Origin of the sequence: Maribacter sp. ACAM166, assembly GCF_005771495.1 — a bacterium.
GTDB lineage: Bacteria > Bacteroidota > Bacteroidia > Flavobacteriales > Flavobacteriaceae > Maribacter.
Genome location: NZ_VAUW01000021.1, coordinates 33,685 through 57,960 on the forward strand (window position 1 = coordinate 33,685; position 24,276 = coordinate 57,960).

Annotated in this window: 24 protein-coding genes; 17 read left to right on the plus strand and 7 right to left on the minus strand. The window is 36.6% G+C overall.

The features are described from left to right. Positions 1-182: 182 nt before the first annotated feature. The 3 genes from ES765_RS13850 to ES765_RS13860 all read left to right on the plus strand — a co-directional run bounded on the left by ES765_RS13850 (position 183) and on the right by ES765_RS13860 (position 3,373). Complete coding sequence (locus ES765_RS13850) at positions 183-1,085, plus strand: histone deacetylase (protein WP_138114910.1); 903 nt, start codon at positions 183-185, stop codon at positions 1,083-1,085. Positions 1,086-1,163: 78 nt separating this feature from the next. Then, positions 1,164-1,997 (plus strand): phosphatase PAP2 family protein, encoded by an 834-nt coding sequence (locus ES765_RS13855; protein ID WP_138114911.1) that lies wholly within the window; start codon positions 1,164-1,166, stop codon positions 1,995-1,997. An 89-nt stretch (positions 1,998-2,086) separates the two neighbouring features. Beyond that, positions 2,087-3,373, plus strand: a complete 1,287-nt coding sequence (locus ES765_RS13860; RefSeq protein ID WP_138114912.1) for a serine hydrolase domain-containing protein — start codon at positions 2,087-2,089, stop codon at positions 3,371-3,373. Positions 3,374-3,446: 73 nt separating this feature from the next. Here ES765_RS13860 and recQ read toward each other — a convergent pair whose 3' ends face one another. The 3 genes from recQ to ES765_RS13875 form a co-directional block, all read right to left on the minus strand. Beyond that, positions 3,447-5,531 (minus strand): DNA helicase RecQ, encoded by a 2,085-nt coding sequence (gene recQ / locus ES765_RS13865; RefSeq protein ID WP_138114913.1) that lies wholly within the window; start codon positions 5,529-5,531, stop codon positions 3,447-3,449. A 324-nt stretch (positions 5,532-5,855) separates the two neighbouring features. After that, positions 5,856-5,999, minus strand: coding sequence for a hypothetical protein (locus tag ES765_RS22950; protein WP_410504618.1), 144 nt, complete (start codon positions 5,997-5,999; stop codon positions 5,856-5,858). Between the two features lie 133 nt (positions 6,000-6,132). Further along, positions 6,133-6,465, minus strand: a complete 333-nt coding sequence (locus ES765_RS13875; RefSeq protein WP_091624045.1) for a single-stranded DNA-binding protein — start codon at positions 6,463-6,465, stop codon at positions 6,133-6,135. A gap of 735 nt (positions 6,466-7,200) precedes the next feature. Between ES765_RS13875 and ES765_RS13880 the strand changes: the two genes are divergently transcribed. From ES765_RS13880 to ES765_RS13920, 9 genes are all read left to right on the plus strand, one after another. Then, complete coding sequence (locus ES765_RS13880) at positions 7,201-7,410, plus strand: CDGSH iron-sulfur domain-containing protein (protein ID WP_138114914.1); 210 nt, start codon at positions 7,201-7,203, stop codon at positions 7,408-7,410. A 302-nt stretch (positions 7,411-7,712) separates the two neighbouring features. Beyond that, positions 7,713-7,883, plus strand: a complete 171-nt coding sequence (locus ES765_RS22955; protein WP_138114915.1) for an NAD(P)-dependent oxidoreductase — start codon at positions 7,713-7,715, stop codon at positions 7,881-7,883. Between the two features lie 135 nt (positions 7,884-8,018). Then, entirely contained in the window at positions 8,019-9,311 is a 1,293-nt protein-coding gene (locus ES765_RS13890) for a Zn-dependent hydrolase (RefSeq protein ID WP_138114916.1), read from the plus strand. A gap of 75 nt (positions 9,312-9,386) precedes the next feature. Further along, positions 9,387-10,937: a M20/M25/M40 family metallo-hydrolase gene (locus tag ES765_RS13895; protein WP_138114917.1), complete on the plus strand. Its 1,551-nt coding sequence runs from the start codon at positions 9,387-9,389 to the stop codon at positions 10,935-10,937. A gap of 40 nt (positions 10,938-10,977) precedes the next feature. Further along, positions 10,978-14,127, plus strand: coding sequence for a WD40/YVTN/BNR-like repeat-containing protein (locus ES765_RS13900; RefSeq protein ID WP_138114918.1), 3,150 nt, complete (start codon positions 10,978-10,980; stop codon positions 14,125-14,127). Positions 14,128-14,145: 18 nt separating this feature from the next. Next, positions 14,146-14,709, plus strand: coding sequence for a pentapeptide repeat-containing protein (locus ES765_RS13905; RefSeq protein ID WP_138114919.1), 564 nt, complete (start codon positions 14,146-14,148; stop codon positions 14,707-14,709). After that, a complete protein-coding gene (locus ES765_RS13910) occupies positions 14,709-15,092 on the plus strand; it encodes a VOC family protein (RefSeq protein ID WP_138114920.1) in 384 nt (127 codons plus the stop codon). Before ES765_RS13905 ends, ES765_RS13910 begins: the two co-directional genes overlap by 1 nt. Positions 15,093-15,143: 51 nt before the next feature. Then, entirely contained in the window at positions 15,144-15,635 is a 492-nt protein-coding gene (locus tag ES765_RS13915) for a DUF6265 family protein (protein WP_138114921.1), read from the plus strand. Further along, positions 15,636-15,986, plus strand: a complete 351-nt coding sequence (locus ES765_RS13920; protein ID WP_138114922.1) for a hypothetical protein — start codon at positions 15,636-15,638, stop codon at positions 15,984-15,986. Positions 15,987-16,094: 108 nt separating this feature from the next. Here the strand turns inward: ES765_RS13920 and ES765_RS13925 are convergent, their stop codons facing one another. Beyond that, positions 16,095-16,559, minus strand: a complete 465-nt coding sequence (locus tag ES765_RS13925) for a CBS domain-containing protein (protein ID WP_138114923.1) — start codon at positions 16,557-16,559, stop codon at positions 16,095-16,097. A gap of 120 nt (positions 16,560-16,679) precedes the next feature. Here ES765_RS13925 and ES765_RS13930 point away from each other — a divergent pair, with 120 nt between their 5' ends. The 4 genes from ES765_RS13930 to ES765_RS13945 all read left to right on the plus strand — a co-directional run bounded on the left by ES765_RS13930 (position 16,680) and on the right by ES765_RS13945 (position 21,106). Then, positions 16,680-18,965, plus strand: coding sequence for a M20/M25/M40 family metallo-hydrolase (locus tag ES765_RS13930; RefSeq protein WP_138114924.1), 2,286 nt, complete (start codon positions 16,680-16,682; stop codon positions 18,963-18,965). Next, positions 18,958-19,767 carry an SDR family oxidoreductase gene (locus tag ES765_RS13935; protein ID WP_138114925.1) on the plus strand — a complete coding sequence of 270 codons (810 nt, stop codon included), beginning with the start codon at positions 18,958-18,960 and terminating at the stop codon, positions 19,765-19,767. The genes ES765_RS13930 and ES765_RS13935 overlap by 8 nt, the downstream gene beginning before the upstream one ends. Before the next feature lie 125 nt (positions 19,768-19,892). Beyond that, complete coding sequence (locus tag ES765_RS13940; RefSeq protein ID WP_138114926.1) at positions 19,893-20,267, plus strand: hypothetical protein; 375 nt, start codon at positions 19,893-19,895, stop codon at positions 20,265-20,267. Between the two features lie 131 nt (positions 20,268-20,398). Beyond that, positions 20,399-21,106, plus strand: a complete 708-nt coding sequence (locus ES765_RS13945) for a hypothetical protein (protein WP_138114927.1) — start codon at positions 20,399-20,401, stop codon at positions 21,104-21,106. A gap of 42 nt (positions 21,107-21,148) precedes the next feature. Here ES765_RS13945 and ES765_RS13950 read toward each other — a convergent pair whose 3' ends face one another. Both ES765_RS13950 and ES765_RS13955 read right to left on the minus strand, forming a co-directional pair. Continuing rightward, positions 21,149-21,640: a nuclear transport factor 2 family protein gene (locus ES765_RS13950; RefSeq protein WP_138114928.1), complete on the minus strand. Its 492-nt coding sequence runs from the start codon at positions 21,638-21,640 to the stop codon at positions 21,149-21,151. Further along, positions 21,627-22,127: a hypothetical protein gene (locus ES765_RS13955; RefSeq protein WP_138114929.1), complete on the minus strand. Its 501-nt coding sequence runs from the start codon at positions 22,125-22,127 to the stop codon at positions 21,627-21,629. Before ES765_RS13955 ends, ES765_RS13950 begins: the two co-directional genes overlap by 14 nt. Before the next feature lie 64 nt (positions 22,128-22,191). On the opposite strand from ES765_RS13955, the gene ES765_RS13960 reads away from it, so the two are divergent. Beyond that, entirely contained in the window at positions 22,192-23,130 is a 939-nt protein-coding gene (locus ES765_RS13960) for an NAD-dependent epimerase/dehydratase family protein (RefSeq protein WP_138114930.1), read from the plus strand. 170 nt (positions 23,131-23,300) lie between these two features. Here ES765_RS13960 and ES765_RS13965 read toward each other — a convergent pair whose 3' ends face one another. Beyond that, a complete protein-coding gene (locus tag ES765_RS13965; RefSeq protein WP_138114931.1) occupies positions 23,301-24,275 on the minus strand; it encodes a sugar phosphate isomerase/epimerase family protein in 975 nt (324 codons plus the stop codon). Between the last annotated feature and the right edge of the window lies 1 nt (position 24,276).

A 24,276-nucleotide genomic window follows, 5' to 3' on the forward strand; every position in this document is an offset into this window, starting at 1 on the left:
ATAAAAGAACTCATTAATCGGCAGACATAAAATCCTATATATCATGTCATATAACTAGGGATTATTTCTACATATATAGAACAAATAAACACAGGTGAAATTATATCATATACTAATTTCCTTTGTTATAAAAATACGTTTCAAACATCCTATGAAATAAGTAGAGCTATTATATTTGTAATATGCTCAAGATAGCCTATCACCCCATCTATAAACATCCATTACCAAACGGACATCGATTTCCTATGATGAAGTATGAGCTTTTGCCGCAACAACTGATGCATGAAGGAACATGTACGGAAGCTAATTTTTTTGAACCCGAAATTCCTAATGACAAGTACATCGTAGCAGCCCACGATCCAGAATATTTTTATGATTTGTTGAACATGAAAATTTCGGCTAAAGCAGCTCGGAAAATAGGTTTTCCATTATCAGAAGATTTGGTCGAACGAGAACGTATTATAGCAGATGGTACCTTAAAGGCATGTGACTTTGCTTTAGAACATGGTATTTCCATGAACATTGCAGGCGGAACACATCATGCTTATAGCGACCACGGGGAAGCCTTCTGCATGCTAAACGACCAGGCTATAGGTGCAAAATATCTTATACAAAAAGGATTTGCTAAAAGGATTTTGATTATTGATTTAGACGTACATCAGGGTAATGGTACAGCTGAAATTTTTCAAAATGACACAAATGTTTTTACCTTTTCCATGCATGGGAAGGCTAACTATCCTTTCAAAAAAGAAAAATCAGATTTAGACATTGCACTTGAAAAAGGAACTACAGATACTTTATACCTTTCTATTCTTAAAGAAACCTTGCCCAAATTATTGGATACTGTACAGCCTGATTTTGTCTTTTATCTCTGCGGGGTGGATGTTCTTGAAGGTGATAAGCTTGGCACATTAGGCCTTACGCTACAAGGTTGCAAATTACGTGACCACTATGTTCTAGATACGTGCAATAAACTTGAAATTCCGGTTCAATGTAGTATGGGTGGTGGCTATTCCCCAGACATCAAAACCATTGTAGAGGCACATGCCAATACGTTTAGATTGACCCAAGAGCTATATTTTTAAAACAACCCTGTTCTTTTTGAACTCAAAATTTATTGGTACCGATTATTTTTAAACTCCTCAGAAGTTTAAATTTACGGCATGAGAAAGATTCTAATACTCTTAGGTTTAATCTGTTGTTCATTGATACGTGCGCAAGATACAAGTAAAGATTCAACACAGACACGTTGGAATATGTTTACCTATGACGTCACTAACATGTTCAAAGGAGTTGGGCATTCGTATGCTCGACCTTTACATTGGCAAGGTAAACAATGGGCTCAATTTGGTGTTGTGGTAAGCGGTACTAGTTTAGTATACTTATCAGATGATAATACATCTAAATTTATTCGAAACAACAGAGAAGGTGTTCCAAGATTCATACGTGATTATGGTGAGCTATACGGTAGTCCAGAAAATAATTATATTGCTACAGCTGGTGTATATTTCACTGGATTAATTACAAAAAATGAAAAATTACGTCGTACTGGGATATTATTGATTTCTTCGGCAACTTCTGCCGGACTACTTCAGCAAGTTTTAAAATCCGTGGTAGGTCGGGCCAGACCTTTGGCTAATTTGGGAAAGGATACGTTTGACCCCTTTAACTCTAGCAGAAATTTTCATTCGTTTCCTTCAGGACATGCATTACTGGCCTTTACAAATGCCTACGCAATTGCCAAACAATTTAAAAGTCCATGGGTAAAGGCAGGTATTTACACTTTAGGTGCTATTCCTGGTGTTTCACGAGTTTGGGATGGTCAACACTGGTTAAGCGATATGGTTTTTGCTTTCGCTATAAGTACTGCTACTGTAGAGTCTATAGACCGGTATCTTGACAAAAAATATGATGAAAAATATAACAACCACCAAAAACTAGTGAGTTGGAACCTTAATTTTGGTCCGGGTCAAATGGGTGTAACTATCAACTTCTAAGTAAGGTCGAGTAACGCTAAAAGACTATTTTCTTTTGAACTTTTAATCATACTTTCAGTACATTAGTCCTACCACTGAAAACTAAACTAATGAAAATACTGATTAATTTTTATTTCGTTCTATTCACTTCAATTTCTTTCTCCCAAACACCATCACAACAAAAATCACCCGCATTAGAAGTAGGGAATGCAAAAGAAGTAGGAATGTCACCCGAGCGTCTTTCAATGATAGATGCAATGATTACTGCAGAGGTGAATACTGGCAACATTCCAGGTGCCGTTGCCTTAATCACACGTAAGGGAAAAATTGTATTACATAAGTCCTACGGTATGGCCAATGTGGAAAAGAAAACACCATTGTTAAAAGACGCTATTTTCAGGATAGCTTCCCAGACCAAGGCGATAACCTCAACGGCGGTAATGATACTTTGGGAAGAAGGTGAATTTCAATTAGATGACAAAATTTCCAAATACATTCCAGCATTTAAGGAGGCACAACTTTTAGAAGACTTCAATGAAACCGACTCTACGTACACGACCTCTCCAGCTAAGAATCAAATCACCATAAGAGATTTATTGACTCATACCTCTGGTATTGGATATGGAGTAATTGATGGGGATGAACGTTTTAAGAAAATGTACGCAAAAGCTGGAATTACCGACCTTTTTACAACAGAAAAAATTACTATTGCTGAAAGTGTAAAAAAATTGGCAACTCTCCCCTTACATCACGAACCTGGCGAAGCATTTACCTACAGCGAAGGGTTAGACGTTTTAGGCTATTTTATCGAAGTTATTTCTGGAGTACCGTTTGATGAATTTCTTAAAACAAGAATCTTTGAACCCCTTAAAATGCAAGACACTTGGTTCTATCTTCCATCGGAAAAGCAAAATAGACTGGTTACAGTTCAAAAAAAGAAGCATGGAAAATGGGTCAATTATCCTGTTACCTTTTATGACACAAATTATCCCATAAAAGGGGCAAAAACTTTCTTTTCTGGAGGGGCTGGCCTTTCTAGTACAGCGAAAGACTATGCCACCTTCTTACAAATGTACCTTAACGAGGGAGAGTTGAATGGAGTTCGATTATTGAGCAGAACAACGATAAGAAGTATTTTAGGTAACCAAATTGGGGGCATCTGGGATGGGCCAAAAAACCACGGACTAGCATTCTCGGTAGTCAATGAAAAAGGTGAGATTGCCGGGGGTTTAGGCAGTGACGGAACTTTTGAATGGGGTGGCTATTTTAATACCCAATATTTTGCAGACCCAAAAGAAGGGGTGATTGGTATTATAATGAAACAGACCCAAGGACCTGTAGACGATGATACTGCCTGGAAGTTTAAACAAATGCTTTTCTCTGCAATAGATGATTGAATATTAATTACTACTAAAATTTAGGAAATAAAGATTTTGTTCTTCAAATCTGAAAGGACTTTACTGATACTATTTAATCATCTAAAAGATACAATCCCAACTTGATTTTCCAGTAGGGCAATTGTTCTTTAAAATATTCAAAATAGTCTTTTAACCCATTAGCCTCAGTTAACTCTGCTTTCGCATTCTCAATTTTGTTGATTTCATCAGCACTAACGAATTGAGTCAAATCTAGTTCAATACCTTCAGCATGTTTTTTCATTAAGTGTCCGTAAATGGTATTCTCAGAGAGATTTCTTGTGGTTGCTATTTCAGATACGGTTAATCCGTCAGAGAATAAATCAAACGTTTGTTCATGAGTCGCCCGTTTTGATTTTTTTACAGGAGAATATTTAGCAATTTCCTTAATAAATACATCGGCGTACTTTTCTAATTTGGCTTGTCCGACGCCAGATACTTCCATAAATTCTTTCTCACTTTTAGGCTTCTTGGTCTCCATATCTTTTAAACTGGCATCACCAAACACAACATAAGCTGGTATACCTTGATCCTCGGCTATCCGCTGCCTTAAAAGACGAAGCTTTTCGAACAGACCTGTTTTAGGTGTTTTGGCTTTGGCTGTAGTTTTTTTCTTTTCCTTCTCAGTTTGCAAGATTGCCAACTGAATCGTTTTTTTAGAAAATAGCACCTCTTTAGCCAATGGCGTCAAACCAAGCCTTGCTCCTTCCCTAAAATTGATATCCAAAACTCCTTGGTTCAATAACTGAATAACATACTGTTGCAAATCTAACCAAGACAAATCTTTAACAGCTCCATACGTTTTAACATTGTGATATCCTCTCTCTAATACTTGAGCATTTTGTGCTCCCCTTAAAACATCGATGACCATACCCATTGGTTCACGCTCTCTTAATCTGGCAACGGCTGAACACACTTTTTGAGCCAATAAAGTAGCATCGAAATAAGCTGGCGGACTCGCGCATATATCGCAGTTACCACAACCCTTTGTTACCTGCTCTCCAAAGTAATTTAACAAAGCGATACGACGACAGCTTAGGGCTTCAGCGAATTGCTGCATCCGTTCTAATTTTGCATATTCTACAGCTGCATTTTCACTTTGAGATATAAATCTACGTAGCTGCGCCACATCTGCAAAACTATAAAATAGCAATGCATGGGCTGGAAGACCATCTCGACCACCTCTACCTATTTCTTGATAGTATCCTTCAATATTTTTTGGAAGATTGTAATGGATCACCCAACGCACGTTACTCTTATCTATTCCCATACCAAAGGCAATGGTTGCAGTAATTATAGGAACCCTATCGGTAATAAATTCTTCTTGAACAGTAGACCGTTCTTCAGAAGACATACCAGCATGATAAGCTTTGGCTTTGAAACCGGCATTTTGTAATTTTTGAGCAATAGATTCCGTACTTTTTCTGCTCAAACAATAGATAATTCCACTTTCATTTGGTCGGTCTTCCAAAAAATCGAGTATATGCTTGATTCGGTCTTGAGCAGGTTTAACATCTAAATATAAATTAGGCCTGTTAAAGGACGCCAAATGTCGTTCTGCAGATTGAATATTCAATTGATCGGCAATGTCGTCTTGTGTGGTTCTATCAGCCGTTGCAGTTAGAGCCATCACAGGAATATTCGGAAACCGTTTCTTTAAACTACCCAACTGCGTATAGGCAGGTCTAAAATCGTGACCCCAAGAAGAAATACAATGCGCCTCATCTACTGCAAACAAACTAATCTTCAAGTTTTCTAACATAGAATTGAAGAACCCTAAGCTTTCTGGAGCCACATAAAATAGTTTCAACGCTCCCTTTTCTAATTGCTTTAGAATCTCTTGCTGTGTTTCCTGGGATTGTGAACTGTTAAAATAGGCTGCGGCAATACCGTTAGCTTGCAGAACATCAACCTGATCTTTCATCAAAGCAATCAGTGGTGAGATTACAATTGCCGTACCCTCGAGAGCCAATGCAGTCAATTGATAACAGAGCGATTTCCCTCCTCCAGTCGGCATAATCGCTAATACATCCTTTTTACTCAAGGCATCTTCTATAATCGCCAATTGATTAGGCTTGAAAGAATCATAGCCAAAATGAGTTTTTAATAAAGGGAGTAGGTCTTGTTCTGTACTTGTCATATCGTGCAAAAATAGTGTTTGAGAATGTCTTTAGCAGTATGTAAAACAAACTCTTAGATTCATATTCCTGACTGGTAGATTACTTCGGCAAAGCCTTAACGTGATGGCGTCTTTGCGAGGGCAAGAAGTAAACTGTTGGATTCGTTGTTCTTCTACTTGCAGATCACTTAGTCGTACCTCCTCGTGAAGACGAGTTAGTTAAAATCAAATAACCATCGTTCGAATAAATTTTTCAATCGGGGATTAACTCATTTACAAGTGGCTCCTTTCTTTTTCGATTATCTGATTTTAACTGCTTCTCTCTTATTATTGTGAAATTAATAGCTAAAAAATCCTCATAATTAACCAAGGCATCACAGTTATATTTTGATGTAAACCACTATATAACCTAGTTTTATGTTGATAAAATTTCTTCGCTAAATCACTAGCTACCCCAATATAGTTAGTGGTATGATTTTTTTTAGTCAAGAAATATAGATAAGGTTTTATCCTTTTAGGTGTTTAAAACAAACGTCTTTGCGAGGGCACGAAGCAAACTGTTGGATTTGTGTTCCAAACTTGCAAATCACTTCGTGGTGCCTCCTCGTGAAGACGTATTTTTCTACTTCCCTAACATCAACAATTCATTACACCTAATCTCAGTAATATATCGTTTCTCACCTTCTTTAGTTTCATAAGAGCGATGCGTCAGTTTTCCTTCTATAGCTACTTGCTTTCCTTTGGTCAAATAATTCTCTACTATTTCTGCGGTCTTCCCCCAAGCTACAATATTATGCCATTGCGTATCATCTACTTTTTCGCCTTTGGCATTTTTAAAACTATCGGTAGTGGCAATTGAAAATTTAGCCAATTTGGTTCCACCTTCTAAGTTTACAATTTCTGGGTCCTGACCCAAGTTTCCAATCAACTGTACTTTGTTTTTTAGTGCGTTCATTTTTATTGTATTTATTGTTAAACAGTTTAATTATCAAGCCTCCTTAACCTGACATTGCAAACCTAGTACAGCTTCCAAATAGTATTCGGTCACAAAACACTTACTGTCGTTTGTTATCGTTTACATTCGTTTAAAAACGTTTAATATTCTATACATCAGTAAACTAAATAGGTTTTAAATTCATATGATATGTGTATTTAAAAATTCGTTTACTACATATTCATCAATAGAAGTATTTTTTAACTACCTTAAAAACTTCTAATACAATGACCAATATGGATTTAGATTTGGCGGATAACACATCAAAAAAAAGGCATCAAGCAACTATTGAAGGTTAAACAGCTCGAATCGAATATATTAAGACAAAATTCATTTGAAGCATTCCGTAGTTACGAAAGAATTGGAAGTTATTTAACAATAATTCCGCTTTGTCCTTTAGTAGCACTATATTTAAAAAGACATTCTGTATGGAAAAAAATGATCACGAAAAGTTTTAACATCGAACAACGAACCATGGAAAAAAATAACCAAAGATTTTTAATTGGTAAATTGACCGTTGCTTGGAAACTAAAAAAATAAATCTATCCCGAAGTATGTATTGATATACTTATAGATGATTAAAAACCGAGTGAGAAGGCATGAATCACTCCTGAAAATAAAACTTCATTCACTTTAAAATTTTAAATTAATAAATACCTATTTGGGGAATTTACCAATTACTTGAAAAACGAAATAATGGAAGAAAAAGAATTAAATAAAACTAGCGCCACTCAAATTATAGTCGCCAATAACGGTCCTTTAAAAATTAAAGGAAACTTAGAAATACAATTGGCTTCGGGTGAGATAGTCAAGAAAGAAGGAACTACAGGTTTTTGCCGGTGTGGAGTTTCTGAAAACAAACCTTTCTGTGATGGTTCGCACAGAAAAATAGACTTTGTCGGATAAAAAGTAAAAATAACGAATGGAATTAGCCATACATAATTAGATGCGGATAGAATCTTTGGAGCACACCTTAGCAGCCGGTTGGGCCAAAGCAGATACTATTGGAGAGCAGCTATTAGGCTATATCTCTAAATGATTTAGCGGTGTGAAAATGTGAGTGGGTATTAGGAATCAGCCCCTAGTGTTAAGCGTATAAAAACAATTCAAATAAATCACGTTGCTCATGTAGTTAGTATTTTAGATGAAGAAATGAGCTTGTAAGGCATTACAGGAATTTGGTTTGACTACAACACGGCTTTTCTAAAATGAAATCAAGTGTGTTATTAATTAATACAGCACGAGGCGGTATTTTAGATGAAACTATACTCTACGACGCACTAAAAAAAAAGAATAGCAGGTTTTGCTGCCAATTTGATGGCCGAAGAACCTCCAGCCAAAAACAATCCGTTACTTCATTTAAAAAATGTTTTGTTTAGGTAGTTTGACCAGCACTACATAAACCAAAATATGCACCATGACCGTCGAAAACACCTTGGCTATTTTATCAGGTGAGCCACCAATGGAGTATTGTATTTACAATAGAAATTAACTGAACATCAACTAAAAGAGAAATGAATAATTGCAAAAACCTACTATTTACCCTGCTACTAATTATTCCGATGGTGGTTGTAAAAGCGCAAATATCTGTTAACCAAGACCGGTTGGTAAAACGGATTATGGACTTGGCTCAGTTTGGAATACAAGAAAATGGCCAAACGGAACGAGTGGCATTTAGCGATGCTGATGTAGCTGCACAACAATGGATCATTTCACAATTAAAAGAAATGGGCCTCGAAACCCATATCGATTTTGCAGGAAATGTAATTGGGATACGAAAAGGCACGGACGCTTCTAAAAAACCGATTTCATTTGGTTCTCATATAGATCGTGTTCCGCATGGCGGAAACTATGATGGTTGTGTAGGCTCTATGGGATCCTTAGAAGTGATAAAGGTGCTGAACGAAAATAGCATCAAAACAAAACACCCTTTGGAAGTTATTATTTTTTCTAATGAAGAAGGTGGTGTGATGGGGAGCCGAGCTATTGCAGGACATCTGAACGAAACTGCCTTTCCTGTTAAAAATTCAACAGGTTATACCATGGGCGAAGGTATGATGCGGTTAGGTGGGGACACTTTGCGACTTGCAGAAGTTGCTCGAAAAACAGGAGATGTAGCCGCTTTTTTAGAATTGCATATAGAACAAGGTGGTATTCTAGAAAAGGAAAATCTAGATATAGGTATTGTAGAAGGCATCGTAGGACTCAAATGGTGGGATGTTGAATTCAAAGGCTTCGCTAATCATGCAGGCACTACACCCATGAATGCTAGAAAAGATGCATTATTGGCGGCCGCCAAATTTATTATTGCAGTGAATGAGGTTGCTAATAGTTTTGAAGGTGCTCAAGTAGCTACTGTGGGTAAAATCTTAGCAGAACCTGGTGCGCCGAATGTTATTCCGGGTAAAGTAATTACTAGTTTGGAAATACGTGATCTTTCATCGGAGGTTATTAAAAACGTTTATGACGCAATCGTGAAAAGAGCTTCAGAAATCAGTCAAGAATCAGGCGTTAAAATCAGTTTTTTTAAATCAGACACAACCGCAGACCCTGCAATTATGGATGCTACAATTCAAAAGCAAATTAAGAAAAGTATCAAATCCTTGAGTCTAAGTTACAAATCAATGCCCAGTGGCGCAGGTCATGATGCCCAAGATATGGCGCTCATCACCCCATCAGGAATGATATTTGTTCCTAGCAAAGGTGGCATAAGTCATTCGCCGCAAGAATTTACTTCAGCTTCCGATATGGCGAATGGAGCCAATGTGCTCTTAAATACAATTTTGGCGCTTGACAAATCATTATAATTTTCGCTATTTTCAGAACACTCTTTTTTTCATTAGTACTATCTTTAGTTTCTGCAAACTAAAGAACCTATTGTAATGAAAAAACTATTATTCCTTTTAGCTTTATACTTATTCATTTACAGCCCAAACACAAATGCCCAAACACAAAAAGATATTGTTGATGCCATTGAAAAGGAAGGCACTGAAAATTCACAACTAGAGCAACTAGCCTATGAATTGATGGACCTGAATGGGCCACGTCTAGTAGGTACTCCAGAAATGAAAACTGCCCACGACTGGGCCATTAATACCTATAAAAAATGGGGTATTTCCGCAGAGAATCAGCAGTGGGGAACTTGGAAAGGTTGGCAACGAGGAATTACTCATGTAGATATGGTTTCACCACGAATAGTATCCTTACACGCTACACAATTGGCTTGGAATCCTAGTACCGACAAAAAAGGGGTGACTGCCCCATTGATAACACTACCAAATTTTGCCGACTCATTGGCCTTTGAAAAATGGCTACCCAATGTAAAAGGAAAAATAGTAATGGTCAGCATGTTGCAACCAACTGGTAGACCAGATGAAAACTGGGAAGAATATGCTACAAAAGCCTCTTTTGAAAAAATGAAAACCGAACGGAATTCCTTAGAAAAGGTATGGCGACAAAACATCAGCAATACTGGATACACAAGTAGAAACATTAATACTGCTTTTGAAAAAGCCGGTGCAGAAGGTATTGCACAGTCCAGATGGTCTGAAGGTTTTGGAGCGAATAAAATATTCAGTGCAGGAACCAAAAATATTCCAGCCATTGATATTTCATTAGAAGATTATGGTATGTTATACAGATTAGTGGAACATGGCGCAAATCCGCAGATTAGAATTGTAGCAGAATCAAAAGATTTAGGCAAAGTACCAACCTTCAATACTATTGCTACAATACCAGGTATTGAATTTCCTGATGAATATGTTATTCTTTCAGCACATTTTGATTCTTGGGATGGTGCCACCGGTGCTACGGACAATGGTACAGGTACTATTACCATGTTAGAAGCAGCCCGTATCCTTAAAAAAATATATCCTCATCCAAAACGAACCATTTTGATCGGTCATTGGGGAAGTGAGGAACAAGGCTTGAACGGTTCTAGTTCTTTTGTAGCAGATCATCCAGAAATTGTTGCTGGCGTGCAGGCAGTTTTTAACCAAGACAATGGTACTGGTCGTGTTGTTAATTTATCGGGGCAAGGGTTTCTTCATGCTTATGATTATTTAGGGCGTTGGCTGGAAGCTGTACCTGAAACCTATAAAAATGAAATAGAAACTACCTTCCCAGGGTCACCTGGTCGCGGCGGATCTGATTATGCCTCATTTGTAGCCGCTGGGGCACCCGCTTTTTCATTAAGCTCCCTTAGTTGGGATTATTGGAACTACACCTGGCATACCAATTTAGATACGTATGATAAGATTGTATTTGATGATGTTAGAAACAACGCGATTCTAACTGCAATCCTAACGTATATGGCCTGTGAAGATCCAGTAAAAACATCACGAGAAAAAGCTGTTTTAGGCATTAACCCAAGTTCAGGCGAAAAAGGGAAATGGCCAGAACCAAGAACTCCAGAACGTAATGGAGGACAATAGTAATATTTACAATATTAAAAGACCAAAAACTAATTGAATTATGAAAACCATCCGTATTTTATTAATGCTTCTAATCATCGCACCGTTAGCCCTACAATCTCAACGTAGAAAAAATAAGGTGACCGAACCTACTATTAAATTGGAAGATTCACTTTTTCAAGGCCTAAAATGGCGAAATATTGGTCCGTTTAGAGGCGGTAGAAGTGTTGCTTCAACTGGCGTATTAGGCCATCCTATGACGTATTATATGGGAACCGTTGGCGGTGGTATCTGGAAAACGGTTGATGATGGTATTACCTGGAAGAATATTTCTGATGGATTTTTAAAAACTGCGACCGTAGGTGCAATTTCCGTAGCTGAAAGTAATCCCAATATTGTGATTGCAGGTATGGGCGAACATGCAGCTAGGGGTGTTATGACTTCTATGGGCGACGGTGTCTACAAATCTACCGATGCCGGAAAAACTTGGAAGCATATCGGGCTTGACCAGACTAGACATATATCTGATGTTATTATACACCCAACAAATCCTGATATTATTTTTATTTCAGCACAAGGAGCCCAATATGGTCCTTCAGCACAACGTGGCATCTATAAATCCATCGATGGTGGTGATACTTGGGAAAATGTGCTTTTTATAGACAACATAACAGGAGCGTCTTCCCTTTCTATGGATATGACCAACCCTACGATATTATATGCTGCCATGTGGCAACATAGGCGTTTTCCTTGGACTATGGAATCTGGTGGCAAAAATTCAGGCATTCACAAATCGACAGATGGAGGAACCACTTGGACCAAATTAACCGAAGGTCTTCCCGAAGAAATGGGCAAGATTGGAATATCTGTTTCAAGGGCAAATCCAGAACGAGTTTTCGCGGTTATTGAAGCAGAAGGTGAAAAAGGAGGGGTTTATAGATCAGATGATGCAGGAAAAAAATGGACTTTGATAAATAAAGACCGTATTAATATTACACGTTCATGGTATTACATGGAGATTTTTGCCGATACCCAGAATGAAAATATAGTATATGTGCTCAATGCCCCAGTAACTAAATCCATTGATGGCGGAAAGTCTTTTTCTCCATTATCGACTCCACATGGTGATAATCACGATTTGTGGATCGACCCTATGAACAACCAGCGTATGATCAACTCCAATGACGGTGGATCTAATGTTTCGAACAATGGGGGTGAAAGTTGGAGTACGCAAGAAAATCAAAATACGGCGCAATTTTATAGAGTGATTACCGATAATCTAGTGCCTTACAATATTTACGGAGGTCAACAAGATAATTCTACAGTTGCAATAGCATCTAGAACAAATGATGAAGGAATTGATTGGAAAGATTGGTATGCTGTTGCAGGAGGTGAAAGTGCTTTCCTAGCTTTTGACCCGGACAATCCACAATTAATTTATGGCGGTACGTATCAAGGTAATATTGACAAATGGGATGCTACTACCAAAGAATCTAAACCTATAAAAGAATATCCGGAACTTGGTTTGAGTATTTCTCCAGAAGATGCAAAATATCGTTATAATTGGAACGCTCCAATTATTACATCTCCACACAATAGGAAAACAATTTACCATGGTGGTAATGTTGTTTTCAAATCTACGGATGAAGGACAAAACTGGGCGGTTATCAGTCCTGATCTAACCCGAAACGAAACCGATAAACATGGTCTTGGTGGTGGTCCGTTCACCAATGAAGCTGCCGGTGGTGAAATATATAATACGTTAACGTACCTGACAGAGTCTTCACATGAAGAAGGTGTAATATGGGCGGGTAGCGATGATGGTCTGGTACATGTCACCCAAGATGGTGGCGCCAATTGGATTAATGTTACACCTACAGGTATTAAAGAAGGAATTATCAATAGCATTGAGGTATCACCACATGACCCTGCAACGGCGTACATAGTTTTAATGCGCTACAAGTCTATGGACTTTGATAACTACATATTTAAAACTACAGATTACGGCGCAACATGGTCGAAAATAATTAACGGAATTACTGGCGATAACACGTTCACTCGTGTAGTACGGGAAGACAAAAAGGTAAAGGGACTTCTTTACGCGGGTACAGAAACTGGGTTATATATATCCATGAACGATGGGTTAAATTGGCAGCCATTGCAATTAAACCTACCCCTTACCCCTATAAACGACCTAACCATACAAGACAATGATTTAATTGCAGCAACCGCAGGTCGTGCTTTTTGGATTTTAGATGATCTTGCAGCTTTACAAAATATAACAACCCCTAAACAGGAAGTAACTATTTTCAAGCCGAAAGACACGTATCTATTCTATGGTGGATCAAGTGATAAGCCAATTCCTGGTCTAGGTAGTAATCCAAAAAGCGGGGTGACATTCGATTATTATTTAAGTCAGAAGCAAGATAGTACTGAACTACTATTGGACGTGTTGAAAGATGGTGAAGTGATTCGTACCATCAGCAATCAAAAGCCAAAAGATTTCAAATCGTGGCCCGGTGGACCATCGAAACCAGCTGTGTTATCCTCTAAAAAAGGATACAATAGATTTACGTGGGATTTTAAGAGAGAGAGTCTTCCGGCAGTTGATAATGTCTTTGTACTTGGAGGGCATGACGGCTCTTCAGTAGGGCCAGGAGATTATACGTTAAGACTAACTCTAGATGAAAATAGCGCAGAAACACTTGTGAAAATTTTAGCGAATCCAAAAATTAAAAGTAGCCTAGCCGATTATGTTGAGCAACAGGAGGTTTTGAAAACTATTGAGGCCACTGTTGTTGAAATTCACACTTCGGTAAATGACATGCGTTCTGCTAAGTCACAATTGAAACAATATGCAACGCTTTTGAAGGATACTAAAAAAGCCGAAGAACTTTTAAAGCAAGGAGATTCACTAGTGAAACGAATTACAACATGGGAAGAAAACCTGATTCAACCCAAGCAAAAGACTTTTCAAGATGTAATCAATTTTGAAAACAAACTGAATGCACAGTTGTTAAATTTAAGAGGCTACATAGATGTAGCGGAACCAAAAGTTACAGCGGGCGCTAAAGTTAGATTACAAGATTTATTAGCGACATGGAATACATTCAAAACAGAACATAACGCCATTATTAACACTGAAATGGCAGCATACAATATGTCGTTTAAAAATTTGGATATTCCTGCTATAATTTTATCCGAAGAATAAAAATCAATAATAACCCTAGTGGATAAATTAATACTAGATCAATCATTTAAGGGAGAGAATTATACTGAAAACCGGTTAACAAGGGCAGAATATGAAAATTGTGTATTTGAAAGCTGTGATTTTTCTAAAGGATATTTAGACAACCAAATATTCTTGGAATGTGAGTTTATCGATTGTAACTTAAGTAATACAAACATTGTAAATACAACTTTTAAAGAGGTGAAATTTTCTTATTGCAAACTAATAGGTCTAGCCTTTAACACGTGTAATGCATTTCTAATGGATTTATCGTTTTTTGACTGTAACCTAAGCTTTGCTAATTTCACTGAATTAAAACTTGTTGGACAGTCTTTCGTTTCCTGTAAATTAAATGAAGTAGAATTTTCTGATTGCGACCTTAATAAAGCAAATTTTGATTCGTGTGAACTTGAACGTGCAATTTTTTTTAGAACAAATCTTGAAAAAGCAGATTTTAGCAGTGCGCTAAATTTCAGTATCGACCCAGAAAACAATAGAATGGCTGGCTCTATATTTTCTAAAGATGGTTTATTGCAAAAATATAAACTTAAGATACGTACCTAATGCTGCACAAAGTACACCACATTGCCATCATTAGCTCTAATTATGAAGTCTCAAAGCGGTTTTATATAGATGTTTTAGGATTAGAAATAATAAAGGAAGTATACAGGGAAGAACGAAAATCCTATAAATTAGATTTGGCTTTGAATGGTGCATATATCATTGAATTGTTCTCTTTCCCGAATCCACCGAAACGACCATCGAGACCCGAATCATGCGGACTCAGGCATTTGGCATTCGAAGTAGATGATTTAGAACAAATCATTACCCATTGCAAATTGAACAATGTAACAGCAGAGCCCATTCGTATTGATGAATTCACCCAAAAACGTTTCACATTCATTAGAGATCCAGACGACTTACCCATAGAGTTTTATGAAAAGTAGATAACAGTCGTCTGTAAACGGATAATTAGTATCTTGTACAAATACCTGACATTGAAACTAGTATTCATTTTATTATTAGCTGCTACAAGTATTCTTCAAGCTCAAAATACCATTTCTTTTGAAGAAGGAATGACAAGCCCAGAAGCAACTCTTACAAATATAGCATGGCTCACCGGTCATTGGAAAGGAGAAGCCTTTGGCGGTGTTACTGAAGAAATATGGAGTCCGCCAGCAGGTGGCACCATGATGTTTTCTTTTCGCCTAATCGCCGACGGAGTCATAAATTTCTATGAATTCGGACATATTCTAGAGAAAGAAGGTACTTTGATTCTTCAACTGAAACACTTTGGCGGCAATTTAATGGGTTGGGAAGAAAAAGACAAAACCGTAGATTTTAGACTAATTAAAGTAGAAAATAACAAGCTTTACTTTGATGACTTCAGCATAGAGCGAATATCTGACCAAGAAATAAATATGTATGTGGTTATTAGTGAAGCCGACGATTCTGAAAATGAAGTTCAATTCAATTACCATAGACAGTAGATGAAGAAAAAATGTTTGGAATGCGGAAATGAGGTTATGGGACGTATAGACAAAAAGTTCTGTAACGACTATTGTCGAAATGCCTATAATAACAAAGTAAATCCTGATAGTAAAAACCTCATTCGAAATATCAATAATAGACTTCGAAAGAATTACAGGGTTTTGGATAGTTACAAACTAACTGATGGCAAAACCAAAACTACACGAACGCGTTTGCTTGACAAAGGCTTTGATTTTGATTATGTCACCAATCTTTATACTACTAAAAAAGGAACTACATATTACTTTCTTTACGACCTAGGCTACCTCCCTTTAGACAATGATTTTTATATGATTGTAAAACGAGAATAATTTACTTAACCCCAAAGGGGAACTTAGTAAGCAAAAAAAATGCATTCCCGTGGAATGCATTTTTTTTGCTTACTATCTATTTTATTTCTCCTTCGGAGCTTATGATTTCTATTTCCAATTATGACCACTTAACTTAAGGGCAGCGATAACAATATCTTTTCTACTAATCTGGCCTACTAAAATTCCAGCTTTCATTACGGGAAGCCGTCTTCTATTATGTTGGGCGAAAATACCCGCAGCATCAAAAATCGAAATATCATGTGGTATCGTCTCAACTATTTTAGTCATAAATTTCTCAACACTTTTATCTAAAATTGGCTGATTGAAATAACGGCTTTCAGAAATTTGTTTCATACAGTCGGCTTCGGAAATGATACCAACTAAAAACCCGTTATTATCCAATACAGGTCCACCGGATATATGATGTTTTGCAAATTTCTCCATAACTGCCAAAATAGATTCTTCTGGAGAAAAAGTGATTAACTTAGTAGTCATGTAATCAGCAACCAAAATTGGGGCCTCAAATTCTTTTTTAAAAATCTTTCGAACACCTTGAAAGCTTTTGATTCCCATAATTATTTATTTAAAGGTTGATTAATAAAGATAACAAAATATCTGACATTTGCTAATAAAAGTCGATATAGGTGCCATATTTTTTAATAAATTATGACTTTATAGAAGAATACCATAATCATGAAAAAAACACCAACCGTTATAACCTTACTCCTGATTATACTCGCCATATATTGGAGTTTTCATTCCGTTATGCCGCAGTATACTGCAGATAGTACCATTGCAGAAACAGCTTTTTCTACAGATAGGGCGCTTGAACATGTAAAAGAAATTTCAAACGAACCCCATAGTGTTGGCTTTCCTGGTCACAAAAAGGTTCGTAACTATATTACAACTGAACTTGAAAAATTAGGATTGGAAACATCTTTTCAAGAAGGTTATTTCTCTGGTGATTGGTCTAAACTTAGCAAAGCAGAAAACATCCTTGCCAGAATCAAAGGGAGTGAAAATGGCAAAGCGTTATTGTTATTGAGTCATTATGATAGTAATCCGCATTCAGCTTTAGGCGCCAGTGATGCCGGTAGTGGTGTAGCGACTATTCTTGAAGGTGTAAGAGCATTTTTAAAAACCAATACCAAACCTAAAAACGATATAATTATTCTTATATCAGATGCCGAAGAATTAGGCTTGAACGGTGCCGAACTATTTGTAGATAAGCATGAATGGTTAAAAGATGTAGGTCTAGTGCTAAATTTTGAAGCGCGTGGTAGTGGAGGCCCCAGCTATATGCTCATGGAAACCAACCGTGGAAATAGCAACATGATTACGGAATTTATAGCGGCTAATCCAGAGTTTCCTGTTGCCAATTCATTGGTGTACAGCATTTACAAAATGCTTCCTAATGATACCGACCTTACAATTTTTAGAGAACATGCCGATATTGAGGGTTTTAACTTTGCTTTTATTGATGATCATTTTGATTATCACACCGCCATAGATAACTATGAGCGATTGGATAGAAACACTTTAGCCCACCAAGGCAGTTACCTCATGCCTTTATTAAATCATTTTAGCAATGCAGACTTAAGTGCGTTAAAGAGTTTAAATGATAATGTCTATTTCAACGTCCCATTCTTTAAAATAGTCTACTACCCATTTTATTGGATTATGCCCATGCTTATTATAGCAATACTGTGTTTTACAATCCTATTGTTTTTAGGTTTTAAAAAAAAGGTATTGAATGGTAAGGATATCTTAAAAGGATTTATTCCTGTTTTATTCTCATTGGTCGTTAATGGTTTGGTAGGTTTCTATAGTTGGTCTTTTCTAAAATGGTTTTATCCTTGCTATAAAGACATGCTACATGGTTTTACGTATAACGGTTACGCTTATATTTTTGCATTTGCCTTATTCTCTATAGGTACGTGTTTCTACGCATATCACAGATTTAAGGTGGTAAAGACTGCTAACCTTTTAATTGCACCTATTTTCATCTGGCTTATCATTTGTGGTCTAGTATCGGTTTATCTTAAAGGAGCTGCTTTCTTTATCATTCCCGTTTTTAGCGTATTGGTTGCCTTATATATTCACATCAATCAGAAGAATCCGAATTCATACCTCCTTGTATTTCTAGGGCTTCCCGCACTATTTATTTTTTCACCCTTTGTGAAAATGTTTCCAGTAGGCCTCGGACTTAAAATGATGGTAGCTACTACCCTATTGACTACGTTGATTTTTTTCCTATTGCTTCCCCTATTCACCAAATATCGAAAGAAGGCCGCATTATCATTTCTTAGTTTTTTATTGTTTGCTGGTTTTATGGTTTCAGCACATATGAAATCTAGCTTTACAAAAGAAAGTCCAAAGCCTACCAGTCTTTTATATGTTTTAAATGTTGATGAGAATAAAGCATTGTGGGCAACCCATGAACACGTACTTTCTAATTGGACCAGTCAATATATTACTGGTAATGAAGCAGCGGAAAGTATGTTAACCAAAAACACACTTAGCAGTAAATATGATTCAGATTTCACCTATACCAATGCAGCTCCGCTAAAAGCAATACCTGTTTTAAAGGTCGATGTACAATTGGATACTGTAATCGATACAATACGAAAACTACGTGTTTGCATAACACCTAATAGACCAATAAACCGTGTAGAAGTTTTCACAAATAAGGTGGATATACTTAGAGCGGATATTAACGGTATTCCACTTTCAGAATATTACTTGAAAAATAGAAGAATGGGGAAATTAATTACGCATTACATAAGTGATATCAATTATACGGAACTAAACTTAGAGCTTCCCGCAAACGAAAAGTTAGAATTAACTATCTACGAAGCATCGAATGATTTATTAAGTAATCCCTTGTTCACAGTACCCCAAAGAGCAGAAGACCAAATTCCCATGCCTTTTGTACTAAACGATGCTATATTAACAATTCAAAAAGTAAAATTTGACTAAACAGATAGGTATACTTGGTTGTGGCTGGCTTGGACTACCATTAGCAGAGAAGCTACATAGAGAAGGGTATAAGGTTAGCGGTACAACCACGTCAGAAGAAAAGCTATCACTATTGAAGGAGAAAGGAATAAACTCTTTTAAAATTTCAATTTCTGAGGATGTCATTTACGGACCAATTTCAGAATTTCTAGATTCGATTTCGGTACTCATTATTAATATTCCGCCTGGTTTGAGAGGAAAAGGCCTTAAAGAAAGTTATATCGATAAAATCAAGTTACTGTATACGGCCATTAAAAAGTCAAACGTAAGCTTAGTTATATTTGTTAGCAGCACCGCGGTATATGGTGCTGCGGAAGGAACTGTCACAGAACAAACTGCCCCACTACCTACTTCAGAATCTGGAATGCAATTAGTAGAATGTGAAAACCTGTTTCGAAACGACCAACATTTGAAAACCACAATTATTCGTTTTGGAGGATTGATAGGACCAAATCGGCACCCTATTACCATGTTATCCAAAAGAGAAAATCTTGTTGGAGGCAATGCCCCTGTGAACTTAATTCACCTAGACGATTGTATTGGCATTATTAAAAAAATACTAGAAGAAGACCATTGGAATGAACTATTGAATGCGGTTTACCCTGAACATCCAACAAAGAAAAAATATTATACTAACGAAGCCTTAAAAAGAGGTTTAACCCCACCCATATATCTTTCAGAAGCTAATCAATCTTATAAATTAATTTCCTCTTGTAGTCCTTTTCTTATTAACGAGTATTCTTTTTTGACAGCACTATATTAGTTGTTTACCACAGATATTTTTAATTTCACAACAAACGCATCTAATTATAGTTAATATAATGCTGATTATCAAATGTTTATATACGAATGACATACCTTTATATAACAATATAAAACCAAAATGTCATGGAAAAAGAAAAATTAAGGGAGAGGGTTTTAGTTGAACTAGAGAAGCTCATCTCCCTAAGTTGTAGGAATCCATCCGGTTCCAAAAAGTACGAACAATTACATATTGCATTATTAAAAAAATATTATAATGCTACCAGTGTCACTATTGATTACCATCGTCATAGGATAAAAATGGAAGTAATACAAGATGATAGCCTATACGACCCTAAGATCGTAAACACGTATTTACCGACAATCTACACAAATCTCCTTTTCAAAAGTTTACGTAAATTTTTAACAACTTGTGTTGAAAAGGATAACAAAAGTGTAGGCTTCTATTCACAACTTTTAAAATCTTATAAAAAAACTCGAACCGGTTTAGAACTCGTATAAACTTAAAATCGGCACGAATAGAAAAGGCGCCTAATTAGCGTCTTTTCTATTTTATTACATTTAAGGCTTTCCTTAACAGGATCATACAGAATATTTTAATAGTTTAGCGAACTTTAAAAAGAACCAATAAAATGAAAAAAACAGTATTGATATTGCTAATAGCGGTATTATTTTCCAGTAGTTACGGATATTCACAGACCAAAACAGAATTAGAAAACCATTATCAGGCTTTTTATGACCAAATGCGTTTGCAGGGTGATGTCGATGGAGTTATTAATGCCCTTACCCACTTGAACATATTGTCTCCTTCTAAAGAAAGAATGGACACACTTGCCTATATATATGCAAATGACAATCAGCATTTACAGGCACTTAATACAATTGGTATTGAAAAAGTTGCTGCCGACTCTGACCTTGCTGTTCAGGTAAAAGCGATTTCATTAAAAGCTCTTAACCAACCGAAAAGAGCATTAGAGCAATTTGAAATTCTAAACCTTAGAGAACCTAATGCATATCTTGCTTATGAATTGGCAGATTTGAAGGTTCAATTAGGTGACAATGCAGGTGCCATGAAAAATGTCGAATATGGCATTGCTAATGCAACTGACGATATGAAATATGCCTTTTATGAGCGCCAACAGCCCTATGAAGTTGTTTTAAAAGCAGCTTTTATGCATATAAAAGGGCTTATTCAATATAATATGGACAAAAACAATATTGATACGGCTATTGCCACTATAGACCAAGCATTACAAATTGATCCCAACTTTAATTTGGCAAGTCTTAGTAAACAAGCGTTGACCTCTAGAAAAGAGGCTCCTGTAGAGAAAAAAGAATAATATATAGTGTGATAAAGAAGTGGATTCAATGAATGCGCTTCTTTATTTCATTTTTAACTGTTTCAGTAACAGACTGTCTTTTTTACCTTTGAGTTTTACTAACTCGTCTACATTGTCATTAGGCACTGCTATAGAAAGCACATAATGCGCTATTTTCCATTTTCCATTTATCTCCTTTAAAATACCTGAGCCCCTACAAATTTTCATTTGCGTATCTAAAAGTTCATCGAACCAGGCAATATCAGCACTTTCATTCAAATAAATATTCCGCTCAACAACGGTAAAATCCCAAGCTTTTCCATTATCAAAATGTGGCTTTGCATAGCTCATGAACTCGTCTCGCTGCCAATTTTCACTTGCATCAGTGCCTATAAACACCGCATCATTCGTCATAAGGTCAAAATAAGTTTCAAAATTAGCAGATGTTGCGGCTGCATGCCAAGCATCTAAACTTTCTGAAATCGCACTTTTTTTATTGTTCTGTCCAAAAAGTACAGAACCAATAAGTAGTAGCAATAAACTAATTTTTTTCATTTACACGTAATTCATCTGGTAGCGTATTGTTTACTACCACGTTAAATTGGTTTCTAAGATCATTGAAAGCCGTAATCATTTGCAATATTGACTCTTTAGGGTTTTGACGGTATTCTAAATCTCCCTTGGTCTTTAGAATATACGTTTGAAATATCTTTTGCCTACCTTTTATATGAGGAATATCAAACGTAACAGGATATACTCCCTGTTCCACTTTTTTTTGATTCTCGACTAATTCTTCAATGATTAAGACGAAATCCTCTCTAAATTCAGTGGTATATATCTTATCGAAACTTCTTTCCATAGCGGAGAATTCCAACCAATCATTTAGAATCATTTGGACTTTTGAATCAACACTGTTCTTTTTAGGTAAGCTGTCGGTAACCACTTCCCATCCAGATTCCTGAGCGTTTGCTGTTTCAGAAACTGCATCCTTACATGAAGCAACCAGAATCATTACTATGAAAAAAAATAAAATTTTAAGCATAAGCGAATGTACAAATTTTAAGAAAAAGGTATCTTTATATGGAATTCATTTAACGCTATTTTTAATGCCAAAAAATATATTGATTATTGGAGCCTGTGGTCAAATAGGAACCGAACTTACTTTAGCACTTCGGAAAAAATATGGGAGTGAACATGTAATCGCTAGTGATATTCGAGAAGGAAACGATGATTTAATGCAATCTGGACCCTTCGAGATTTTAGATGCTACCAATTATGATACGTTAGAGGAAGTCATTGCCTATTATGATATATGTGAAGTTTATCTAATGGCAGCAATGCTTAGTGCTACAGCCGAAAAATTCCCGATGCGTGCATGGAACCTCAACATGAATACGCTGTTCAACGTATTGAATTTAGCAAAAGAAAAAAAAATAAACAAAATCTTCTGGCCTTCTAGTATTGCTGTTTTTGGGCCGAATACCCCAAAGGAAGATACTCCTCAAAATACCATAATGGAACCGAGTACTGTTTATGGCATTAGTAAGCAATCTGGGGAACGATGGTGCGAATATTATTTTAACAAGTTTAATGTTGATGTACGTAGTATTCGCTATCCAGGACTTATTAGTTGGAAAACTATGCCCGGTGGTGGAACAACAGATTATGCCATCGAAATCTACCACAAAGCTTTATCTGATGGCTCATATACCTGTTTTCTAGGAGAGGAAACTAAATTGCCTATGATGTTCATGGACGATGCCATACGCGCCACCTTACAGATAATGGAAGCTCCTGAAAAAGATATTAAAGTACGTTCCTCATATAATTTAGCAGGAATGAGTTTTACTCCCAAAGAAATGGCAGAAAATATCAAAGCCGTTATGCCCAGTTTTAAAATTGAATACGCTCCAGATTTTAGGCAAGATATTGCCGATTCTTGGCCTAGTAGTATAGACGATACCCCTGCGAAAGACGATTGGGGCTGGAAATCTGAATTTAATTTGGAAAAAACCACGGAGGAGATGTTGGGGAATTTAGGGTAGTGAACACATAACAATATATTAGGTATAATATACTGTCTGTAGCCAACTAATCTCAATCAAGAAATATAGAGTTATCCTAAACTTTATAACCCACCTTAGATTTGTTGCTTTTTTTAAAACAATAAATAGCAGGATACCCAATAACGGTGTATCCTGCTATTTAATTTACTTTAAATACTAAAGGCTTTTCGTAATAAATCATAACTCTTTTGAACTGCTGTTTCTGCATCTTCCTTTCCCTCCATTTCTAACGATACATAGCCAGTAAAATTTGCGTTGCGCATTATTTTGGCGATGCGATCATAATCAAGACTTAAATCATACACCTCGCCACCGCCGTAGTACGTTTTTGCCTGAATAATAGTTGCAATTGGCATTAATCTTTCTAATTGAGAATATGGATCACCTACAAAATTTCCAGTATCAAGATTTAAGGCCATGGCAGGTGAAGATGCCAACGCATTATAAATTTCTTCGAGGTAATCAATGTTGGAGGAAAGTCCCCAATGGTTCTCTAGACAAAGCGTAACTCCTGCCTTTTCAGCTTCTATCAAACACTCACCCATACTGTCTATAACCCATTTAATAGCATCTTGATCAGTATAGCCTGAAGCAGGTTTCTTTATTCCTGTTTTAAAATAATCTGGAGGTGTATCACCTGCCCAACTTCCCGTATTCATTCGTATAGCAGGAATACCCATCTGCGTTGCCAGTTTAATACAATTCAACGTATGCTGTACATCTTCTTTTCTTTTGGAAGCATTAGGTTCTACAAAGTTCTGATGAATGGATAAAAATGGTAGCGCCAACCCTCTATCAAATGCCATTCTTTTAAGTTTGTTCATATACGGCACCGTTTCGTTTTCCATTTGGCGATGCAGAATTTCTACACCGTCAAAACCAATACGCGCTGCATTTTCAATAACCTTTTCTATAGGGTATTTAACCTTATCAAAATGCCAATAAGAATACGTTGATACGATTAGACGAATGGGCTGGAAGGATACCATTTTTTTAATCGGTTCCATTTTTGTGTTGGCCAGTAAGGATGGAGCCGCTACAGATGCAGCGCCTAAAACCGCAGCATTCTTTAACCAAATTCTTCTGGAGGATGGACAAATTTTTCTTTCTGAGGGTGTTTTCATT